Origin of the sequence: Wolbachia pipientis (assembly GCF_001752665.1) — a bacterium.
Taxonomy (GTDB): domain Bacteria; phylum Pseudomonadota; class Alphaproteobacteria; order Rickettsiales; family Anaplasmataceae; genus Wolbachia; species Wolbachia pipientis_A.
Genome location: NZ_MJMG01000011.1, coordinates 1 through 18,586 on the forward strand (window position 1 = coordinate 1; position 18,586 = coordinate 18,586).

Consider the following 18,586-nt stretch of genomic DNA (forward strand, 5'->3'; position numbering starts at 1 on the left):
TTCTCGTGGGACAGTTTTAATAAGCAAAGTTGGCTTGTCAAAGGATAAGCCAGAAAAGTCTCTTGTACGCGGCAAGAAGTCTCATGGAGGCAGGAATAAGTATGGTCGCATCACTGTACGTCATAAAGGTGGTGGGCACAAGAGAAAATATAGAATTGTAGATTTTAAACGTAATAGATGCGATCAAGCTGTGGTTGAAAAAATAGAGTATGATCCGAATAGAAGTAGTTTTTTAGCTCTAATATCTTATAAAAAAGATAGTACTAAGTCTTATATACTGGCTTCTCAAGGTATGAAAGTTGGTGATGTTGTGGTAGCAAGTGATGATGCTGATATATTGCCAGGCAACTGTTTGGTGTTAAAACATATACCTGTTGGATCATTTGTACATAATGTTGAGTTAAAACCTGGTGGTGGAGCTGTTATTGCTAGGTCTGCTGGCTGTTGTGCACAAGTTGTTGGTCGTGATGGTGGGTATGTTTCATTAAGATTGAGATCTGGCCAGATTAGATTAGTTTTATCTTCTTGTAAAGCTACTATTGGTGTAGTATCGAATCCTGATCACAAGAATAGAAAATTGGGTAAGGCTGGAAGGAGCAGATGGCTTGGAATTAGACCTACAGTACGTGGAGTTGCTATGAATCCTGTTGATCATCCACTTGGAGGTGGGGAAGGTAAGACTTCTGGTGGCCGTCATCCAGTTACTCCTTGGGGTGTTCCAACTAAAGGAAAGAAAACTAGAAAAAGAAATAAATTGAGTAATAAATATATAAAACAACTAAAGAGGTAATTTATGAGTAGATCTGCCTGGAAACCACCTTTTTGTCATCCTTCTGTGTTAAAGCTGGTGAATCGTGTGCTAAGTAAAGGATCAACCAATGTGGTTATAAAAATTCGTTCTAGGGCTTCTGTGATTCTGCCTAATTGTTTGGGCTTGAAATTTGCTGTTTATAATGGTAAGAATTATATTCCTGTTAATATTAATAATCCGAATATGATAGGACATAAGTTCGGTGAATTTTCTCCTACTCGTAAGTTTATCGCTCATAGCGGAGATAAAAAAGCCACAAGGAAGTAATTGATATGGAAAAAAAAATAGTTAGAGCTGCTGCTCGTGTATTAAAGTCTACTCCTCGCAAATTAAATCTGGTTGCTGATTTAGTGCGTAATAGACCGATTGACTTTGCTACTGTACAACTGAAGTTTTGTGACAAGAAAGCAGCTACTCTTATTGGTAAAGTATTGGATTCTGCAATTGCGAATGCTCAGTATAATTATGGTCTAGATATAGACAGTTTATATGTAAAAGAAATATTAATAGGCAAATCTTTTACTTTGCGTAGAATATATCCAAAAGCTATGGGTAAAGCTAGTAGAGTAAATAAGCGTTATAGTAACATTACTATAGAGTTAGCGGAAATATAAGGGAGAAATATGGGACAAAAGGTTAACCCGATAGGATTTAGATTAAAAATAAATAATAATACTTGGAGCTCTATTTGGTATGCTGAGAAGGATTATAAGCAAAATCTGCATCAAGATTTGTGTGTTCGTAGTTATATTAATAAGACCTTTAAACATGCTGGTATTTCAAAAATTATTATAGAGAGAAAAATTGATTTGGTTTCTATTACAGTACATGCTTCCAGACCTGGAGTAATAGTAGGTAAGAGAGGTGTAGATATTGAAAAAGCTAAACAAGAGATTGGAGTTAAAGTAAAAAATAGTGTAGAATTGAGTGTTGCTGAGGTAAAGAGGTCTGAAGTGGATGCAGCATTAATATCAAGTAGTATTACACAGCAATTAGAAAAAAGAGTTTCTTTTAGAAGGGCAATGAAAAAATCTATTCAAAGTTGTTTAAGAATGGGTGGCAAAGGTATTAAGGTCAGTTGTTCTGGTCGTCTAGGTGGAGCTGAAATAGCACGCACTGAATGGTATAAAGAAGGTCGTTTGCCTTTACATACTTTGCGTGCTAATATAGATTATGCTTTCTGTGAAGCAAAGACTGTGTACGGCATTATAGGTGTTAAAGTTTGGGTTTATAATTAGAGTAGGTGAGTTGTGGTATTTATTCCAAAGAAGAGTAAGCATAAGAAGGTGTTTAAGGGTAGAATACATGGTAATACAAAAGGTGGTAGTACACTTTCTTTTGGGAGCTATGGGTTAAAGGCTATAGAACCATGTAGAGTGCAGTCTAAGCATATAGAGACTGCAAGACGTGTAATCTCTAGAACTTTGAAACGTTCGGGTAAAGTATGGATAAGGATTTTTCCTGATACCCCTGTAACTAGAAGGCCTGCTGATGTGCGTATGGGTAAAGGTAAGGGAAGTGTTGAGTTTTGGGTATTTAAAGTTAAACCAGGTAGGATTTTGTTCGAAATTGATGACGTGCCTATGTATTTAGCAAANAAAGCATAGCACGTATTTTAACTGTATTGAATGAAAGAAAAGAAGAGGGAAAAAATGCCTAAAAGGGTCTTGTGTGGTACTGTGGTTAAAGCTGGGTCCAATAAAACTGTAAAAGTTTCAGTGTTACATGTGTATCAGGATAGGCTATATAAAAAAGTTATAAAAAAGTATAAGAAATATGCCGCACATGATGAGCATAATTTTTATCAAGAAGGGGATAAAGTTTTAATACAGGAACATAAGCCTATCTCTGCTACTAAAAAGTGGATTGTGATTAATAAAGCAAATTAATAAGGATATTTTGTATGATTCAAAAGAGTACATTATTAGAAGTCGCTGATAATTCTGGTGCACGTCAGGTACGCTGTATTGGTTTACTAGGTAATAAGAGGTTTGCCACTATAGGTGACACTGTTGTTGTTTCAACCAAATCTATTAATCCAAAAGGTAAAGTTGAGAAAGGCAAGGTATATAAGGCAGTAGTTGTTAGAGTTAAAAATCCTGTTAAAAAGTCGGATGGCTCAGTGATTCGTTTTTCTAGTAATGCTGTGGTTTTAATTAACAATCAGGGTGAGCCACTTGGTACTAGGGTGTTTGGTCCGATAAAAAAACTACCATTTGGTTCCTTTATGAAAATAATGTCTTTGGCTGCTGAGGTTTTATAATGAGTGTTAAAATACGAAATGGCGATGATGTTATAGTTTTGACTGGTAAGGACAAACAAAAAATTGGCAAGGTAATTAAAGTTGTTAGGTTTGGTACAAGAAGAAAAGTAATTATTTCTGGTGTGAATATATGTAAAAAGCATACAAAGCCTAAATCTGGTCGTAGTGGTGGTATATTTAATAAGGAATTACCTATAGATATATCTAATGTTGCAATAGTAGATCCTAAATACCGTACTGCCACTAGAGTGGGGTTTAAGTTTATTGATGGTAAAAAGGTACGTTTTGCAAAAATCTCTGGGGAACTAATAGATCATGTTTAAAGAATTATATAAAAACAATATAGTAAAATCTTTGCAAGATAAATTTAATTATGGTAACATAATGCAGGTACCTAAGTTCATCAAGGTCTGTATTAATATGGGCGTTGGAGATGCTGCTGCAGATGCTAAAGCAATAAATGAGCCATTGGATAGTCTATATCTTATTTCAGGTCAAAAGCCTGTATTAACTCGTGCAAGAAAGTCTATTTCTGGGTTTAAGATAAGACAGGGTGCTGTTATTGGTTGTAAAGTAACTTTGCGTAGAGATAAGATGTATGAGTTTTTGGAAAGATTGATGTATATTGCTTTGCCTAGGGAAAAAGATTTTAGAGGATTTAGTATAAAACAGTTTGATGGTAATGGTAATTTTTCTTTTGGTATAAAGGAGCATATTTCATTTTTAGAGATAGATTATGATAAAGTAACAAAAATAAGAGGTATGGATATTAATGTTATAACAAGTGCATCCAGTGATACAGAAGCGAAGGAATTATTGCTAGCTTTTCAGTTTCCTTTTTTTGATTAGTAGGTAAAGGTTATATGGCAAAGAAATCTATGATACAAAGAAATCTTAGTAGGGTTAGGTTACATGATCATTACAAAGAGAAGCGACAAAAATTAAAATCTATTGTAAGTAATAGAAATTTGTCTCTTATTGAAAGGTTTGCAGCACAGAACAAGTTAATAAAAATGCTACCAAGAGATTCATCTAAGACACGCATTAGAAATAGGTGTGCTTTAACTGGAAGGCCGAGAGGGGTGTACAGGAAATTTGGTTTGTGTAGAATAGTTTTGCGTGACTTATGTGCTTTTGGACGCGTTCCTGGGGTAACAAAGTCTAGTTGGTAATAAGGAGTATATTGTGGATAGTATTGGTGACTTTTTAACGAGAATACGTAATGCTCAATTGGCTATGCATAAGACGACTAAAGTCTTGTTTTCTAAAGTCAATGCTGCAATATTGGAAATATTAAAAAACGAGGGATATATTCTTGATTATCAAAAGCAGATTATAGACAATATATCTTCGCTCAGTGTAAAATTAAAATATCATAATAGATTACCTGTAATTCGTAGTATAGTAAGAGTGTCTAAACCTGGATGTCGTCGCTATTCTCAATATAAGGATATTGGGAAAGTATATAATGGGTTGGGTATTTCTATTATATCAACTTCTCAGGGTATTATTGCTGATCATGATGCACATAGGCTGAAAATTGGTGGGGAAATATTGTGTTGTATATTTTGAATAACAGGAGAGATATATGTCGCGTATAGGTACTGCTCCTATTAATATTCCAGCTGGTGTTTCTGTTGAGTGTCATGATGGTAGTAGGGTATTAATAAAAAGCTCAAAATCAGAAAAGGAATTAAGTTTATGTAGTGGAATTACTTGTGAAGTAGCTTGTAATCGACTAGTAATCCGTATTGGTTGTGATGAACAAGTAGATAAGCTAAAACCTATGTGGGGTACGTACAGGAGTATCATCAATAATATTATTAATGGTATGGTCAATGATTTTTGTATTGATCTTGAAATTAATGGAGTTGGTTATAAAGCAGAATGTGATGGGAAACATTTGACTTTATATCTTGGTTATAGTCATAATATTAAGTATAAAATACCTGATGGTATTCAAATTAAGTGTGTAAAGCCAACACATTTGGTAATTAGTGGCATGGATAAACAAAAAGTTTATATGATAGCGTCTGACATATGTAAAATTAGGAGATATGATCCTTATAAAGGTAAAGGTGTTATTATAAAAGGCAAGTTTATGCTACGCAAAATTGTGAACAAGAAGAAGTAATAAAGATGAGAAGATTATATAATTTTTTAAGTAATTATGAAAGACGGAAGATACGTAATAGAAAAAAACTTAATGGTAATTTCCGTATATCTCTGTTTAAATCTAATAGGCATTTTTATGCCCAATTGATTGATGATACAAAATCTATAACTCTTACTTCTGCTTCTACTTTGGATCCTAAAATTAGAGATGCATGTAAAAGCAAAGTTAATGCCAATTCTGTTAGGCAGGTTGCATCTTTAATGGCCGAGCGTTTGTCTGGTGTTAAATTAGACCAACAGATTATATTTGATTGTGGAGCATATAAATATACAGGGGTGATTTCTCAATTTGCTGAAGTTTTAAGAAATGCTGGATTGAGGTTTTAGTATATGGCTGTAAAAAATTTACAAGGGAATAGTAGTGATTTATCTGAACTTTTAGTTTCGATAAGGAGGGTAACTACAGTTACAAAAGGTGGTAGAAAGTTTTCATTTTCCATTTTAGTTGTTGTAGGAGATGGAAAAGGTAAAGTTGGTTGTGGAATAGGTAAGCATGCAGAAGTTGCTGAAGCTAGAGTAAAGGCTGTAAATGCTGCAAAAAAATCAATGATTAGAGTATATTTACGTGAAAGTAGAACTTTGCATCATGATATTAAAGCAAAGTTTTGCTCTGGGGAGGTGGTATTAAGGGCAGCAAAAGCTGGAACTGGTATTATTGCTGGTGGAGCAGTGCGATCTGTTTTTGAAGTTTTGGGTATAAAGGATGTAGTGGCTAAATCTACTAGATCAAATAATCCTCATAACGTTATATGCGCAGTGTTTGAAGCTTTTGGCAAAATGTTGTCGCCTCGTCAAGTAGCAAATAAGAGAGGTAAGAAAATTGGTGAAATAGTTGGCAATAGATGATGAGTAAATTAAATTTTATATTTACTAAGTTATCCAGAAAAAAGAAGACAAAAGTACTTGGTAGAGGTATCGGTTGTGGTAAAGGCAAAACGTCTGGTAGAGGTCATAAAGGTCAAAAAGCTAGAAGCGGAGTTTCAATCAATGGTTTTGAAGGTGGACAGCAGTCTATATATACTCGTTTACCAAAAAGAGGGTTTAAGCCTATACGAAGGAATATATACGCTATAGTTAATATTGGCGATATACAACGTCTCTTAGATTCTAGAAAGATTGAGAAAGGGTCTGTAATAGATAAAGATGTATTGTGTAAATTAGGTTTTATAAAATCTACAAAAGAAAAGGTCAAACTTCTTAATAAGGGTAAATTAATGGAGAGATTTGTATTTCGTGTTGATTATGCTTCAGAAGCTGCAAAAAAATCTGTATCTGCTGTTGAAGGCAATATAGAAATACTCTAATACATTATGAGTAATAACCCAATATTTAGTAACTTGGACCCTGGTTTGTTGTATAAAGGTGATTTATTAAAGCGTATATTGTTTACTCTTATAGCTTTGATTTGTTATCGTTTGGGCACTTATGTGCCTATTCCAGGCATTAATCTTGATGTAATCAATGAAATTTTTCCTAAAGATAATGCTGGTGTTTTTGGGGTATTTAACTTATTTTCTGGAGGAGCATTAGCTAGGATGACAATCCTAGCATTAAATGTGATGCCATATATAGTTGCATCCATAATCATGCAATTACTCTCTTCTGCTATCAAAGGAATAGATGAAATAAAAAATGATGGAGAACTAGGACGTAGGAAGATGAATTCTTATATACGTTATATGACTATAGTGTTCTGTGTGTTTCAGTCTATCCCAATTCTGATGGGGCTAGAAGGAATGAATAAAGACAATATAATCGTTGTTATTCAACCTGGTATTATGTTTCGTGTTGTAGGCATGTTTAGCCTACTTGGTGGAACAATGTTAATAATATGGATCGGTGAGAGAATTAGTGCAAATGGTATAGGTAATGGAATATCATTAATTATTTTTACTGGTATTATATCAGAATTGCACAATGCGTTATCATCTTTATTTGCGTTAAATAAAAATGGAAGTATTTCGCTATTTGTTATCTTTTCTGTTTTAATATTGTTTTTTCTATTGCTACTTTTAGTAATTTTCATTGAATCATCTTACAGAAAAGTCATTGTTCAGTATCCAAAGAAACAGTTTAAAAGATCATATAACGACGATTTTACTTATATTCCATTAAAGATTAATTTATCTGGTGTGATACCTACCATTTTTGCTAATGCAATTTTATTGACACCTGTTTCGATAGCAAATTTTTATAAAGGGCATGTCTTTTCTGATATTATATTGAATAATTTCATGGCAAATAAAACGATTTATATCATAGCATATGTAACACTGGTAGTGCTCTTTAATTTTTTCTACACCAATTTTATCTTTAATCCTCAAGAGAATGCCGATTTCCTTAGAAAAAATGGTGGATTCATTCCTGGTAGAAGGCCTGGAAAACATACAGCTGATTATCTTCAAAGTATAGTTTTTAGGTTAACATTTATTGGTTCTGCATATTTAGCAGTTATATGTGCCATACCTGAAATTGTTAGATATCGTTATGATATACCCTTTATTTTCGGAGGAACAAGCGTGCTAATAATGGTAAATGTCATTACTGATACGGTTGGCCAAATACAATCTTACATTTTTTCAAATAAGTATGATAGCTTAGTAAAAAAATATGAATCCAAAAGGTTAAAATGATTATTGTAATTTTTGGTCCTCCTGGTTCTGGTAAGGGTACACAATCTAGTTTTTTGGTAAAGAGGTATAACTTACAGCTAATTTCAGTTGGTGATTTATTAAGAGATATTGTCTCTAGCGAAAGTGATCTTGGTCAAAAGATCAAAAGCATTATTGAATCTGGCAACTTAATCCAGGATAATATTATATGTGAGTTATTGAGTAATGCGCTGCCATCTGCATCAAATCTTTTATTGGATGGTTTTCCAAGAAATATTAATCAAGCTCGTTTTTTAACACAAACATTAAAAGAGAAATGTAATAAAGATGTAGATTTCGCGCTAGAATTACAGATTGCCGATAATATAGTAATCGATAGATTAAGAAACCGTCTAGTATGTTTAGACTGTAAAAGTATATATAATGCATTGTTGTTTCAAGGTGATACTGTATGTGCAAAGTGTAAAAGTACGAGATTAGAAAAAAGAACTGATGACATGAATGAAGATGTGATTCAAACAAGAATAAGAGAATATAATAGTAAAATGAAAAGTTTGCGTGAATATTATAAAACTAAATTGTTGATCGTTGATGCAAGTTTAAATGTTGCTCAAGTCACAGAGGAAATTAAGATGTTAATTAATATAAAGTGAATATTGTGATTTCAGTATTAGCCTCTAGAGCTGACTCTTTTAACTAGATAGCAGTTAAATTTTTCGTTGTCCTACTTGTTCTGAATGAGCCAGTAGCAATTGAAGATAAGGAATTGTTAGATTTTATCAAACAAGCAAGAAGCTTATACAAAGGAGAAAGATGCAAGAGAGGCGAAAGAGAGGGAAAAGCTAAAAGAGGTAAACAATTTGTTGTTTCAATATGCCAGAGAAAACTTTTTTAAATATTATTGTAAAAGAAGGGATAAGGCTCAAAGAGACGGTACACAAGAAAACAAAGTTTATGTGAAATAGATGCACTGTTTGATTCTAAAGAGGACTATAAAAACTTGCGTAAAGAGATATCATCCAGCTTAGGCGCTTACTGTTCTGGTTGAGATATTCAAGATAATATAATTAATAGAACAAAGAACAGTTATAACGCATACTTAGAATGCTATGAACAGCACCGTAAAGAAGATGAGAAAATACACAGTTGTTTGATACATAATGATGATTTATATCAGATATATTGCAGCACAATTCTCAACAGAGATCATTGGGTGATTATGGAAGAAATACCAATAACTATTCCTTTGAGCCCAGTTACTGACCTCACTGTAATATCAGGAGATAATAATACTTGCATGAGCTTTAAGAGTATAGCAGGTATATTTGGTAGAGCTTATCAACCAGATGTAAATGTTTGTGGCACAAGCAAGGAACGTACTATATATCATGAAGGAGTTCATTTTGAAAAAGTAGATGGATATAATGATACTCAATCGGTGCAACAAGTAAGCATAAATATAGAAACAACTCAGTTTGTAAATGTTTTGGAGACACCAACCCGGGGGTCCGTAACAGGAATATATATATCAAAGCAAACAACAACAGTAGAACGTGTAAATAGCACACAATCTACTCTGGTGGGTTTTGCACAGTTAAATGATAATTTAGCTATGCATACTAAACATACCACTTACTCTGACTCGGAGCCTGCCAGACATATTAATACTAGTATGACACATCCAGAACAAAAGATTTCAATAAATAGAAATTCCATAGGAAATATTTCTAATATGCATATGTACCGCAAACGGAAGGCTAAGACAGTGATACAGAGTAGTATATCTAATACATAATAATATAAAACAGAATAACACTGTTCTATCAAGATTACAGGAGCATTATGAAGTAGGGAAATCCATTTGTGATAATAATTCTTTTTTTGTATCATTTGGTAAGTGTTTAGCTCAACAGAAAGGAAAAGAATTTAAAGATTCTAATATTAGGTAGTGTCGTCATGAAATAGTTATTGAATCATAGGAAAAGAGTAGTGATAATAAAATAGATTTATGTAGAATATTATGAAACTTACACAGAAGACATGATATAAGCGATGAAGTTTGGAGGAAAATAGAAGATTTACTTCCTGGATGTTATTAAAAGTTATTTTTTGAGTTAGGTATGTTACATGAGCAAAAATAGTCAACCCAAGAATCAAGCAAGAGATATTGATACTATTTTCGAAAAAATAAAACTTAAGTTACAATCATTACATAATAGTCATGACAAAGGCAAAAAAATAACAACACAAATTCGATTATCTTTTATTACTTCAATTTGCGGTACAAAGGATAACAAATTAGAATATGCAGAGTCTTTAAATAATAATAATTATACTATATTATATGCTATAGAACAAGCTCATCTTAAGCTAACAAATATCTCTAGTATGTTAAATGGAGTAGGAGCCAAGGCTCCTGAAACTTTGCAGAAGTTAGCAGAAAAATTAGTTGTTTTTAATAACGATGGAACAATAGAGCGAGAAAAACGTGGAACAATCAAAAAAACAGATCTATTAAAGGCTTTAGAAGAGATGGGAATAAATTTATCTAATATCTCTAGTATGTTAAATGGAACAGGAGCCAAAGCTCCTGAAACTTTGCAGAAGTTAGTAGAAAAATTAGTTGTTTTTAATAACGATGGAACAATAGAACGAGAAAAAGATGGAACAATCAAAAAAACAAATCTATTAAAGACTTTAGAAGAGATGGGAATAAATTTATCTAATATCTCTAGTATGTTAAATGGAACAGGAGCCAAAGCTCCTGAAACTTTGCAGAAGTTAGTAGAAAAATTAGTTGTTTTTAATAACGATGGAACAATAGAACGAGAAAAAGATGGAACAATCAAAAAAACAAATCTATTAAAGGCTTTAGAAGAGGTGGAAATAGATTTATCTAATATCTCTAGTATGTTACGTAAAGCAGGAGCCAAAGCTCCTGAAACTTTGCAGAAGTTAGTAGAAAAATTAGTTGTTTTTAATAACGATGGAACAATAGAACGAGAAAAAGATGGAACAATCAAAAAAACAAATCTATTAAAGGCTTTAGAAGAGGTGGAAATAGATTTATCTAATATCTCTAGTATGTTAAATGGAACAGGAGCCAAAGCTCCTGAAACTTTGCAGAAGTTAGCAGAAAAATTAGTTGTTTTTAATAACGATGGAACAATAGAGCGAGAAAAACGTGGAACAATCAAGAAAACAGATCTATTAAAGGCTTTAGAAGAGATGGGAATAAATTTATCTAATATCTCTAGTATGTTAAGTGGAGCAGGAGCCAAAGCTCCTGAAACTTTGCAGAAGTTAGCAGAAAAATTAGTTGTTTTTAATAACGATGGAACAATAGAGCGAGAAAAAGGTGGAACAATCAAGAAAACAGATCTATTAAAGGCTTTAGAAGAGATGGGAATAAATTTATCTAATATCTCTAGTATGTTAAATGGAACAGGAGCCAAAGCTCCTGAAACTTTGCAGAAGTTAGTAGAAAAATTAGTTGTTTTTAATAACGATGGAACAATAGAACGAGAAAAAGATGGAACAATCAAGAAAACAGATCTATTAAAGACTTTAGAAGAGATGGGAATAAATTTATCTAATATCTCTAGTATGTTACATAAAGCAGGAGCCAAAGCTCCTGAAACTTTGCAGAAGTTAGCAGAAAAATTAGTTGTTTTTAATAACGATGGAACAATAGAACGAGAAAAAGATGGAACAATCAAAAAAACAAATCTATTAAAGGCTTTAGAAGAGGTGGAAATAGATTTATCTAATATCTCTAGTATGTTAAATGGAGTAGGAGCCAAAGCTCCTGAAACTTTGCAGAAGTTAGCAGAAAAATTAGTTGTTTTTAATAACGATGGAACAATAGAGCGAGAAAAAGATGGAACAATCAAAAAAACAAATCTATTAAAGGCTTTAGAAGAGATGGGAATAAATTTATCTAATATCTCTAGTATGTTACATAAAGCAGGAGCCAAAGCTCCTGAAACTTTGCAGAAGTTAGTAGAAAAATTAGTTGTTTTTAATAACGATGGAACAATAGAACGAGAAAAAGATGGAACAATCAAGAAAACAGATCTATTAAAGACTTTAGAAGAGATGGGAATAAATTTATCTAATATCTCTAGTATGTTAAATGGAACAGGAGCCAAAGCTCCTACTATGTTGGAAAGATTAGTTAATGTATTGCAAGTTGATATACTAAAAGATAATTTAGTAGATGCAATAAATTTGTATAATAATAACATAAATGCAGTGGATAATAATGATGCAATGTTAATGGGAAGATGCGCAAGTGATAAATTATATTCCTTCTTAAAGGAAAAGAAGATTAAAATTAACACAAATAATCCATTACACTATAGAAATAGTAATGGTCAATATGATGAATCAGAACAAAAATATCAGAAGGAATTTCAAAGCTTTTATGAAGAATATTATGAAAAAGGAATTAACTACAATCGGGACATTCTAAGAGTAAAACAAGTAGATGAAACTGATCATAGAGAAGCGTTACGTGGGCAGGATCAAGTTATTGCTACCAAAGATATACCACAAAATACAGTGTTAGGTATCTATACAGGTACACTATTGTGTGAGGACAGTAAAGATTTGCAAGCAGAATTAGAATGGTTATTATCTAATAATAGCGGAGCATTTAATAAAATTACCCACCACGCATTTGATATTGTTCTTTATGAAAAAGAAAAATTAATGTTAAGTGGATATTGTAGAGGGAATCCTTTGATTAAAATTAATGCTAATCATACTTACGATGATAATAATACAATATACAAGATACCAGATAATGTAGCAGTGGCTCAATGTCGTTATAATAGTGGTATTCCATTTATATTATTTACTGCTAAGGAAGATATAAAAAATGGAGAAGAATTATTATTTGATTACGGTTGTAGATATTGGCAATGTTGGAGAGAGCAACAATACGATATAAGTACACATGATGCAGCAGTATATCAGGATGGTATAGCTAATAAAAAGTTAGGTAAACAACTATCCAAACCATCAATGGCTTTTATAGGCTTTATAAAGTTTTTAAAAGCCAATAAGAAATATAACGAATTATACAAAAAATTAGTAGTACAAAATAAATTAGATTTAGATATTGATGATAAGGAAGAATTGAAATCAGAAGATAAATATGTACAAGAAATTAAAATTAACGATGACGCTGAGAGTATAAGGACAAATACTAAATGGCGTTTATATGAGCATTTACAGAATGGGACCAGCTCATTTTGTGAGGTACAGTTTGATCAAAGTAGAATGGAGAAAAATCCAAATTGCAGTTCTATTAATCATACTCAAATCATAAATAGCAAGGAAGATAATAAGAAAAATAGTGCTTCTAGTATAAGGAAGAGAGGAAATGATCAAGATATAAAGAAGGGAAGGAGAGTTATAGCTAATACAAAGACGGAGAATATAAATACAGAGAAATTCCATGATGAACCTTCTTGTAAGAAAAGTAGAAATGGAAAAAATTCAGAAAAGAGAAGGGAAGTGATGTCTGATATAAATATAGAGCAATGTTATGGTCAATCTTCTAGTAAATGTTATGGTCAATCTTCTAGGTAGTGTCGTCATGAAATAGTTATTGAATAATAGGAAAAGAGTAGTGGTAATAAAATAGATTTATGTAGAATGTTATGAAACTTACACACAGAAGACATGATATAAGCGATGAAGTTTGGAAGAAAATAGAAGATTTACTTCCTGGTAAATCTGGGAAATGGGGTGGTAGAGCAAGAGATAATAGAACATTTATCAATGCTGTACTTTGGATTATCAGAACAGGGGCTCCGTTGACCACCTGATTATGGTGATTAGAAAAATACTCACAGAAGATTTTGCAGATGGCGTGATAAAGGGGTATGGAAGAATATACTGCAGCAATTCATCAGTGGCTGATCAACATACATCAAAGCTCATCCATATGCGGCAGGAGCAAAAGGTGGCAACCAAAAGATGAGTCGTACAAAAGGGGGGTCAATACAAAGGTACATCTGGCCGTGGATGCGCATGGTATGCCGGTCAGAATTATTGTTACAGAAGGTTCCAGTGCTGATTGTACAAAAGCCTTCAAGCCTTATAGAAGGTATTCCTGGCAAGAATCTAATTGCAGATAAAGCATATGATACTAATTGCATTATAGCTGAAGCTATATCTATCGGCGCTGCAGTCTTCCAAAAAAAACCGTAAGAACAAAAGAGATATAGATCGATATTTATATAAACTTCGATATATAATTAAAAATACAGTATTAGCCTTTAAAAGGTGGAGAGGAATAGCTACTCGTTACTGCAAAACAGCATCTTCTTTTTTAGCAAGACTTCAAATAAAAGCTTTGTTTATGTGGATTGCAATCTCATGACGACACTACCTAGTGAAATCAGTATTGAGAGCATAAAGAATAAACCAAGCATTCGTGGGTTATAATTAGGAAGATACAAAGGGTCGTTTAAGATTAAATGTGTCTGCTTCAGTAACATTGAAAATTTCTGTTTGACTATTAACTATTTCATGGTATAAATTAAGGATTGTTACTTCGAGGTATTAGTTGGCACGTATTGCAGGCATAAATGTTCCGGTAAAGAAATGTATACCTTTTGCATTGACTTATATATATGGGATAGGTATTACTACAGGGAATAAAATCTGTGACGCTTGTGGCATTAATAAAGGTAAGCGTGTTTCAGAGTTACGTGATGAGGAAACAGAAAAAATTAGTAATTTTATCAGGCAGAACTGTGTTATAGAAGGTGAGTTGCGGAAGGAAGTGTCAATGAATATAAAGTCTCTAATAGAGCTTGGATGTTATAGGGGTATTAGACATAGAAAGGGTTTACCTGTAAATGGGCAAAGAACGCACACTAATGCTAAGACCCGTAAAGGTAGGTCTCGTTTACCTATTGCTGGAAAGAAATAGTTTATTATTATTGTAGATAATTAATGAAAAAAGTTAAAGTAGCTGCAAAAAAAATTGTTACTGGTGTTATACATATCCGTGCGACTTTTAATAACACTTTTGTAAATGTAACGGATATTCACGGTAATACTTTGTATCAAACTTCTGTAGGTCTTTGTGGGTTTTCAGGTTCAAGAAAGTCTACGCCTTATGCAGCCGGTAAGGCAGCTGAATCTGCCGCAAAAATAGCAATGGAAAAGTTTGGCATGAAAGTTGTTTCTATTATAGTGCGTGGTCCAGGATTTGGTACAGAGGCTGCAGTAAAAGCTTGCCAAAATTGTGGATTAACAATTACTTCAATTGCAGATAAAACTGCTATTCCTCATAATGGGTGCAGATTAAAAAAGAAAAGAAGAGTTTAGTAAGGGTTTGCGATAATGTACAACAATAATCTTTTTGCTTCTAATGATTTAGAAAAATTAACAAAACCTCATGCAGTCAAGGTGATACCTGGAGATTCAGAAGGGAAAGGCGATGTAATATTAGAGCCGTTAGAAAGTGGGTTTGCTTTAACATTAGGTAATGCATTAAGGCGTATAATGTTATCTTCCTTAAGGGGGTTTGCTGTTTATGGAATAAAAATTGATGGCGTGACACACGAGTTTACCTCTATTCAAGGGGTAAGAGAAGATGTTACAGATATAGTATTAAATATAGGCATGTTAAGATGCAGGTTAAATGGTGTGTCGAATAAATGTTTGATCCTTAATGCTAAAGGTCCTTGTGAAGTGATAGCTGGTATGATAGATACTGACGAGCAATGTTCTATTGCAAATAAAGATCTATTGATATGTACTCTTGGAGAAAATACCGAGTTTAGTATGAAAATATATGTGGCTAGTGGTAAAGGTTACCTTCCTATAGCTAAATATAAAGAAAATGAACTTTTAAAAATGTTTAGTGAGCAAGATTTAATTGATTTTATTCCTGTTAATGCGTTATATAGTCCTGTAAATAGAGTGTCATATAGAGTAGAGAATAGCCGTGTTGGTCAAGTAACTGATAAGGATAAGTTAATATTGTCACTTGAGACTGATGGAACAATTTCTCCTATGCAGGCTGTTGATTCTGCTGCACGGATACTGCAAGAACAACTACAACCTTTTATTAATTCTGGTGTTGGAAGTAAAAAGCAGCAATATCCTTTGTCCACCGATGCGAAGGATTTAGGTTATGATGCTATCTTGCTGTGTAAAGTGGATGAGTTAGAATTATCTGTGAGGTCGCATAATTGTCTAAAAAATGAAAATATTACTTATATAGGTGATCTTGTACAAAAAACTGAAAACGAAATGCTTAGGACAGCTAATTTTGGTAGGAAGTCTTTGAATGAGATAAAGGCAGTTCTAACAAATCTTGGTTTGTCTCTAGGTATGGATGTACCAAATTGGCCACCCAAAAACATAGAAGAACTTGCAAAGCAACATACTGATGAGGATTAGTGTAATATGAAACATAGAATAAAAAAACGTAAGCTGTCTCGTTATGCAGAGCATAGGTTGTCAATGCTGAAAAACTTATCTATATCATTACTTAACCATGAGCAAATTGTTACTACTGTACCAAAAGCCAAAACATTACGTCCATATGTGGAAAAATTTATTACGATTGCTAAAAATAAAAATACATTACATGGTAGGAGGCTATTACTTTCACGTTTACATAATAATGGGCCAGTAGTTAATAAACTATTGGATGTTCTAGCTTCACGTTATCAAAGTCGTAATGGTGGATATTCTAGAATAATAAAATTTAAGACTCGTAAGGGTGATTGTGCATCTATGGCAGTTATAGAGTTAGTAGACAGAGATATTACAGCAAAAGGTAAATTATATAAAGAAAAAGAATAAGATAAACTTGAGTAAAGGGTTGCGTTATTTTATAGGTTACTTTGGTGAATTGCTGGTTTTAATTTNTTAAACATCGTTACCGTTGTAGGTTTGGTGAAATTGATTTAGTCCTATCTAAAGGCAAAGAACTTGTTTTTTTAGAGGTGAAGACAAGTTTGTTTGGCAAAGAAATACCAATATCCAGTGCTCAATGCAAATCAATCATAACTTCTTCTAGATACTTTTTAAGTAAGAATACTCGTTTTTTAGACTACTCAGTAAGATATGATCTATGTTTCCTCTCTTTAAAAGGAGGAGTAGTTTATATAGAAAATGCTTGGTTAGAGGTATGAATTAGAGATATGAAGAAGATAATTCATTGTTATGCTCAGACATTGTTTCTTATTTCAGGTAATCAGTTGGATCTGATAAGAAAGGAGGTAGAATCTTTATTGATTTTTTTTAAAAACTATCCTGATATCTTAATGTTTTTGTCTAATCCTGTGATTCCCAGTAAGTGTAAAAAAGAAGTTTTGCTTTGTATGAAGCAGTGTTTTAATGAATGCTTCATCAAGTTTATAATAGTTGTCTGTATCAATAGACGCTTTAATCTAATATTTCCTATTTTAGAAGAATTTTTAAGCTTTGTGAGAAAAAGTAAGAACGAGCTTGAGATTACTATAAAATCAGCTTCTCTTTTAAAAGAACCTGAAATCAAAATAATTACTGAATCTCTGAGTTTTCTTGGTAAAATAATAAGAGTAAATAATATAATTGATCCTTCTATTGTCGGTGGCTTTGTAATTAGGTATAATTTTAATTTAATAGATTTTTCTTTGGAAAGTTATTTGAAAAAATTGGTTGATTTAAGCAAGCTAGAAATATTGAAGCATAGGGGTTTTATATGAAAGAAAGCTCTGAAATTATAGATATAATAAGGAAAAAAGTTGAAGCATTTGATAATCCGATCAAGAGTGAGAGTATAGGCGAAGTAATTTCAATAACTGACGGCATTGCTTTAGTTTATGGATTAGAAAAGGCAACATTTGGTGAAAAAGTATCCTTTGAGAGTGGCATAGATGGAATAGTATTTGATTTAGATCGCGATGTAACAGGGGTAGTGATTCTTGGTAGCGGGTATGATGTTACGGAGGGTGAGATTGTAAGATGTAGTGGTACAGTTGTAGAAGTTCCAGTAGGATATGAGCTTTTAGGTAGAGTTATCAATGCTTTGGGTCAGCCGATTGATAATTGTGGAGAAATACGAGCTAAAAGCAAAATGGCCATAGAACCTAAGGCTCCTGGTATTGTTGATCGTAAATCTGTACATGAACCGCTGCAGACAGGGATTAAAATTATAGATTTGTTAATTCCAATAGGAAAAGGACAACGTGAGTTAATTATTGGTGATAGGAAGATTGGTAAAACAACCATTGCACTAGATGCAATCATTAATCAAAAGAATGTTGATCAAAAAGTTTATTGTGTTTACGTTGCTATAGGGCAAAAAATTTCAACAGTAGCAAAAGTAGTAAATAGGCTTAAAGAAAGTGGATCATTAGAATATACAACTGTAGTTGTAGCTGGTGCATCTGATAGTGCATCTTTACAATTTCTAGCACCTTATTCTGGTTGTACAATTGGTGAATTTTTCCGGGATAATGGGATGCACTGTTTAATAGTATATGATGATCTCTCTAAACATGCGATAGCATATAGACAGATGTCTTTATTGTTAAGACGTCCTCCTGGCCGTGAAGCCTATCCTGGGGACATATTTTATGTACACTCACGTTTGCTGGAAAGGGCTGCTAAAATGGCTGATAATAAAGGCGGTGGTTCTTTGACAGCTTTACCTATCGTTGAAACACAAGCAGGTGATGTGTCTGCATATGTACCTACAAATGT

At 32.9% G+C, this 18,586-nt stretch carries 24 protein-coding genes and 3 pseudogenes; all 27 read left to right on the plus strand.

Annotation, left to right across the window (positions count from 1 at the left end; genetic code table 11):
* Positions 1-790 (plus strand): 50S ribosomal protein L2 (rplB, locus tag BIY23_RS04415; protein WP_070065321.1); only part of this gene is annotated, 790 nt, incomplete at its 5' end.
* Positions 791-793: 3 nt separating this feature from the next.
* Positions 794-1,078, plus strand: a complete 285-nt coding sequence (gene rpsS, locus BIY23_RS04420) for a 30S ribosomal protein S19 (protein WP_070065322.1) — start codon at positions 794-796, stop codon at positions 1,076-1,078.
* A 5-nt stretch (positions 1,079-1,083) separates the two neighbouring features.
* On the plus strand, positions 1,084-1,425 hold the full coding sequence (gene rplV / locus BIY23_RS04425) for a 50S ribosomal protein L22 (protein WP_070065323.1): 342 nt from the start codon (positions 1,084-1,086) through the stop codon (positions 1,423-1,425).
* A gap of 9 nt (positions 1,426-1,434) precedes the next feature.
* On the plus strand, positions 1,435-2,049 hold the full coding sequence (gene rpsC, locus BIY23_RS04430; protein ID WP_070065324.1) for a 30S ribosomal protein S3: 615 nt from the start codon (positions 1,435-1,437) through the stop codon (positions 2,047-2,049).
* Positions 2,050-2,061: 12 nt separating this feature from the next.
* Complete coding sequence (rplP, locus tag BIY23_RS04435) at positions 2,062-2,418, plus strand: 50S ribosomal protein L16 (RefSeq protein WP_070065325.1); 357 nt, start codon at positions 2,062-2,064, stop codon at positions 2,416-2,418.
* Positions 2,419-2,463: 45 nt separating this feature from the next.
* Positions 2,464-2,700 (plus strand): 30S ribosomal protein S17, encoded by a 237-nt coding sequence (gene rpsQ, locus BIY23_RS04440; protein ID WP_070065363.1) that lies wholly within the window; start codon positions 2,464-2,466, stop codon positions 2,698-2,700.
* Between the two features lie 14 nt (positions 2,701-2,714).
* Entirely contained in the window at positions 2,715-3,074 is a 360-nt protein-coding gene (gene rplN, locus BIY23_RS04445; protein ID WP_070065326.1) for a 50S ribosomal protein L14, read from the plus strand.
* Entirely contained in the window at positions 3,074-3,397 is a 324-nt protein-coding gene (gene rplX / locus BIY23_RS04450) for a 50S ribosomal protein L24 (RefSeq protein WP_070065327.1), read from the plus strand. The genes rplN and rplX overlap by 1 nt, the downstream gene beginning before the upstream one ends.
* Positions 3,390-3,923 carry a 50S ribosomal protein L5 gene (rplE, locus tag BIY23_RS04455; RefSeq protein WP_070065328.1) on the plus strand — a complete coding sequence of 178 codons (534 nt, stop codon included), beginning with the start codon at positions 3,390-3,392 and terminating at the stop codon, positions 3,921-3,923. The genes rplX and rplE overlap by 8 nt, the downstream gene beginning before the upstream one ends.
* 14 nt (positions 3,924-3,937) lie before the next feature.
* Complete coding sequence (gene rpsN / locus BIY23_RS04460) at positions 3,938-4,246, plus strand: 30S ribosomal protein S14 (protein ID WP_070065329.1); 309 nt, start codon at positions 3,938-3,940, stop codon at positions 4,244-4,246.
* A gap of 10 nt (positions 4,247-4,256) precedes the next feature.
* A complete protein-coding gene (gene rpsH, locus BIY23_RS04465) occupies positions 4,257-4,646 on the plus strand; it encodes a 30S ribosomal protein S8 (RefSeq protein ID WP_081326570.1) in 390 nt (129 codons plus the stop codon).
* A gap of 16 nt (positions 4,647-4,662) precedes the next feature.
* Positions 4,663-5,208 carry a 50S ribosomal protein L6 gene (gene rplF, locus BIY23_RS04470; protein ID WP_070065330.1) on the plus strand — a complete coding sequence of 182 codons (546 nt, stop codon included), beginning with the start codon at positions 4,663-4,665 and terminating at the stop codon, positions 5,206-5,208.
* 5 nt (positions 5,209-5,213) lie between these two features.
* Positions 5,214-5,576: a 50S ribosomal protein L18 gene (gene rplR, locus BIY23_RS04475; RefSeq protein ID WP_070065331.1), complete on the plus strand. Its 363-nt coding sequence runs from the start codon at positions 5,214-5,216 to the stop codon at positions 5,574-5,576.
* A 3-nt stretch (positions 5,577-5,579) separates the two neighbouring features.
* Entirely contained in the window at positions 5,580-6,095 is a 516-nt protein-coding gene (gene rpsE / locus BIY23_RS04480; RefSeq protein ID WP_070065332.1) for a 30S ribosomal protein S5, read from the plus strand.
* Positions 6,092-6,553: a 50S ribosomal protein L15 gene (gene rplO, locus BIY23_RS04485; RefSeq protein WP_390903707.1), complete on the plus strand. Its 462-nt coding sequence runs from the start codon at positions 6,092-6,094 to the stop codon at positions 6,551-6,553. The genes rpsE and rplO overlap by 4 nt, the downstream gene beginning before the upstream one ends.
* 6 nt (positions 6,554-6,559) lie before the next feature.
* Positions 6,560-7,882, plus strand: a complete 1,323-nt coding sequence (secY, locus tag BIY23_RS04490) for a preprotein translocase subunit SecY (RefSeq protein ID WP_070065333.1) — start codon at positions 6,560-6,562, stop codon at positions 7,880-7,882.
* Positions 7,879-8,514, plus strand: a complete 636-nt coding sequence (locus BIY23_RS04495) for an adenylate kinase family protein (protein ID WP_070065334.1) — start codon at positions 7,879-7,881, stop codon at positions 8,512-8,514. The genes secY and BIY23_RS04495 overlap by 4 nt, the downstream gene beginning before the upstream one ends.
* A gap of 566 nt (positions 8,515-9,080) precedes the next feature.
* Positions 9,081-9,656, plus strand: coding sequence for a hypothetical protein (locus tag BIY23_RS04500; protein WP_070065335.1), 576 nt, complete (start codon positions 9,081-9,083; stop codon positions 9,654-9,656).
* 332 nt (positions 9,657-9,988) lie between these two features.
* On the plus strand, positions 9,989-13,459 hold the full coding sequence (locus BIY23_RS04505) for an SET domain-containing protein (RefSeq protein ID WP_070065336.1): 3,471 nt from the start codon (positions 9,989-9,991) through the stop codon (positions 13,457-13,459).
* Positions 13,460-13,530: 71 nt separating this feature from the next.
* Positions 13,531-14,255, plus strand: a pseudogene (locus BIY23_RS04510) (IS5 family transposase).
* A gap of 186 nt (positions 14,256-14,441) precedes the next feature.
* Positions 14,442-14,810: a 30S ribosomal protein S13 gene (rpsM, locus tag BIY23_RS04515; protein WP_070065337.1), complete on the plus strand. Its 369-nt coding sequence runs from the start codon at positions 14,442-14,444 to the stop codon at positions 14,808-14,810.
* A 23-nt stretch (positions 14,811-14,833) separates the two neighbouring features.
* The gene (rpsK, locus tag BIY23_RS04520) at positions 14,834-15,211 is read left to right on the plus strand and encodes a 30S ribosomal protein S11 (RefSeq protein WP_070065338.1); all 378 of its coding nucleotides are present in this window, start codon (positions 14,834-14,836) and stop codon (positions 15,209-15,211) included.
* 15 nt (positions 15,212-15,226) lie between these two features.
* Complete coding sequence (locus BIY23_RS04525; RefSeq protein WP_390903708.1) at positions 15,227-16,291, plus strand: DNA-directed RNA polymerase subunit alpha; 1,065 nt, start codon at positions 15,227-15,229, stop codon at positions 16,289-16,291.
* Between the two features lie 6 nt (positions 16,292-16,297).
* Entirely contained in the window at positions 16,298-16,699 is a 402-nt protein-coding gene (gene rplQ / locus BIY23_RS04530) for a 50S ribosomal protein L17 (protein ID WP_070065340.1), read from the plus strand.
* A gap of 7 nt (positions 16,700-16,706) precedes the next feature.
* Positions 16,707-17,031: pseudogene (locus tag BIY23_RS04535) on the plus strand (YraN family protein).
* A 9-nt stretch (positions 17,032-17,040) separates the two neighbouring features.
* On the plus strand, positions 17,041-17,586 hold the full coding sequence (atpH, locus tag BIY23_RS04540; protein ID WP_070065341.1) for an ATP synthase F1 subunit delta: 546 nt from the start codon (positions 17,041-17,043) through the stop codon (positions 17,584-17,586).
* Positions 17,583-18,586 (plus strand): annotated as a pseudogene (atpA, locus tag BIY23_RS04545) (F0F1 ATP synthase subunit alpha); the annotation flags it as partial. The gene atpH and the pseudogene atpA, both read left to right, overlap by 4 nt.

What these genes read in the sequence shown, in the direction of transcription:
- rplX (WP_070065327.1), top strand. Translation starts at nt 3,074, where the DNA reads ATGAGTGTTAAAATACGAAATGGCGATGATGTTATAGTTTTGACTGGT.
- rplQ (WP_070065340.1), top strand. Translation starts at nt 16,298, where the DNA reads ATGAAACATAGAATAAAAAAACGTAAGCTGTCTCGTTATGCAGAGCAT.
- BIY23_RS04495 (WP_070065334.1), top strand. Translation starts at nt 7,879, where the DNA reads ATGATTATTGTAATTTTTGGTCCTCCTGGTTCTGGTAAGGGTACACAA.
- atpH (WP_070065341.1), top strand. Translation starts at nt 17,041, where the DNA reads ATGAAGAAGATAATTCATTGTTATGCTCAGACATTGTTTCTTATTTCA.
- rplN (WP_070065326.1), top strand. Translation starts at nt 2,715, where the DNA reads ATGATTCAAAAGAGTACATTATTAGAAGTCGCTGATAATTCTGGTGCA.
- rpsN (WP_070065329.1), top strand. Translation starts at nt 3,938, where the DNA reads ATGGCAAAGAAATCTATGATACAAAGAAATCTTAGTAGGGTTAGGTTA.
- BIY23_RS04500 (WP_070065335.1), top strand. Translation starts at nt 9,081, where the DNA reads ATGGAAGAAATACCAATAACTATTCCTTTGAGCCCAGTTACTGACCTC.
- secY (WP_070065333.1), top strand. Translation starts at nt 6,560, where the DNA reads ATGAGTAATAACCCAATATTTAGTAACTTGGACCCTGGTTTGTTGTAT.
- BIY23_RS04525 (WP_390903708.1), top strand. Translation starts at nt 15,227, where the DNA reads ATGTACAACAATAATCTTTTTGCTTCTAATGATTTAGAAAAATTAACA.
- rpsS (WP_070065322.1), top strand. Translation starts at nt 794, where the DNA reads ATGAGTAGATCTGCCTGGAAACCACCTTTTTGTCATCCTTCTGTGTTA.
- BIY23_RS04505 (WP_070065336.1), top strand. Translation starts at nt 9,989, where the DNA reads ATGAGCAAAAATAGTCAACCCAAGAATCAAGCAAGAGATATTGATACT.
- rpsK (WP_070065338.1), top strand. Translation starts at nt 14,834, where the DNA reads ATGAAAAAAGTTAAAGTAGCTGCAAAAAAAATTGTTACTGGTGTTATA.
- rplR (WP_070065331.1), top strand. Translation starts at nt 5,214, where the DNA reads ATGAGAAGATTATATAATTTTTTAAGTAATTATGAAAGACGGAAGATA.
- rpsQ (WP_070065363.1), top strand. Translation starts at nt 2,464, where the DNA reads ATGCCTAAAAGGGTCTTGTGTGGTACTGTGGTTAAAGCTGGGTCCAAT.
- rplO (WP_390903707.1), top strand. Translation starts at nt 6,092, where the DNA reads ATGATGAGTAAATTAAATTTTATATTTACTAAGTTATCCAGAAAAAAG.
- rpsC (WP_070065324.1), top strand. Translation starts at nt 1,435, where the DNA reads ATGGGACAAAAGGTTAACCCGATAGGATTTAGATTAAAAATAAATAAT.
- rplF (WP_070065330.1), top strand. Translation starts at nt 4,663, where the DNA reads ATGTCGCGTATAGGTACTGCTCCTATTAATATTCCAGCTGGTGTTTCT.
- rplV (WP_070065323.1), top strand. Translation starts at nt 1,084, where the DNA reads ATGGAAAAAAAAATAGTTAGAGCTGCTGCTCGTGTATTAAAGTCTACT.
- rplE (WP_070065328.1), top strand. Translation starts at nt 3,390, where the DNA reads ATGTTTAAAGAATTATATAAAAACAATATAGTAAAATCTTTGCAAGAT.
- rpsE (WP_070065332.1), top strand. Translation starts at nt 5,580, where the DNA reads ATGGCTGTAAAAAATTTACAAGGGAATAGTAGTGATTTATCTGAACTT.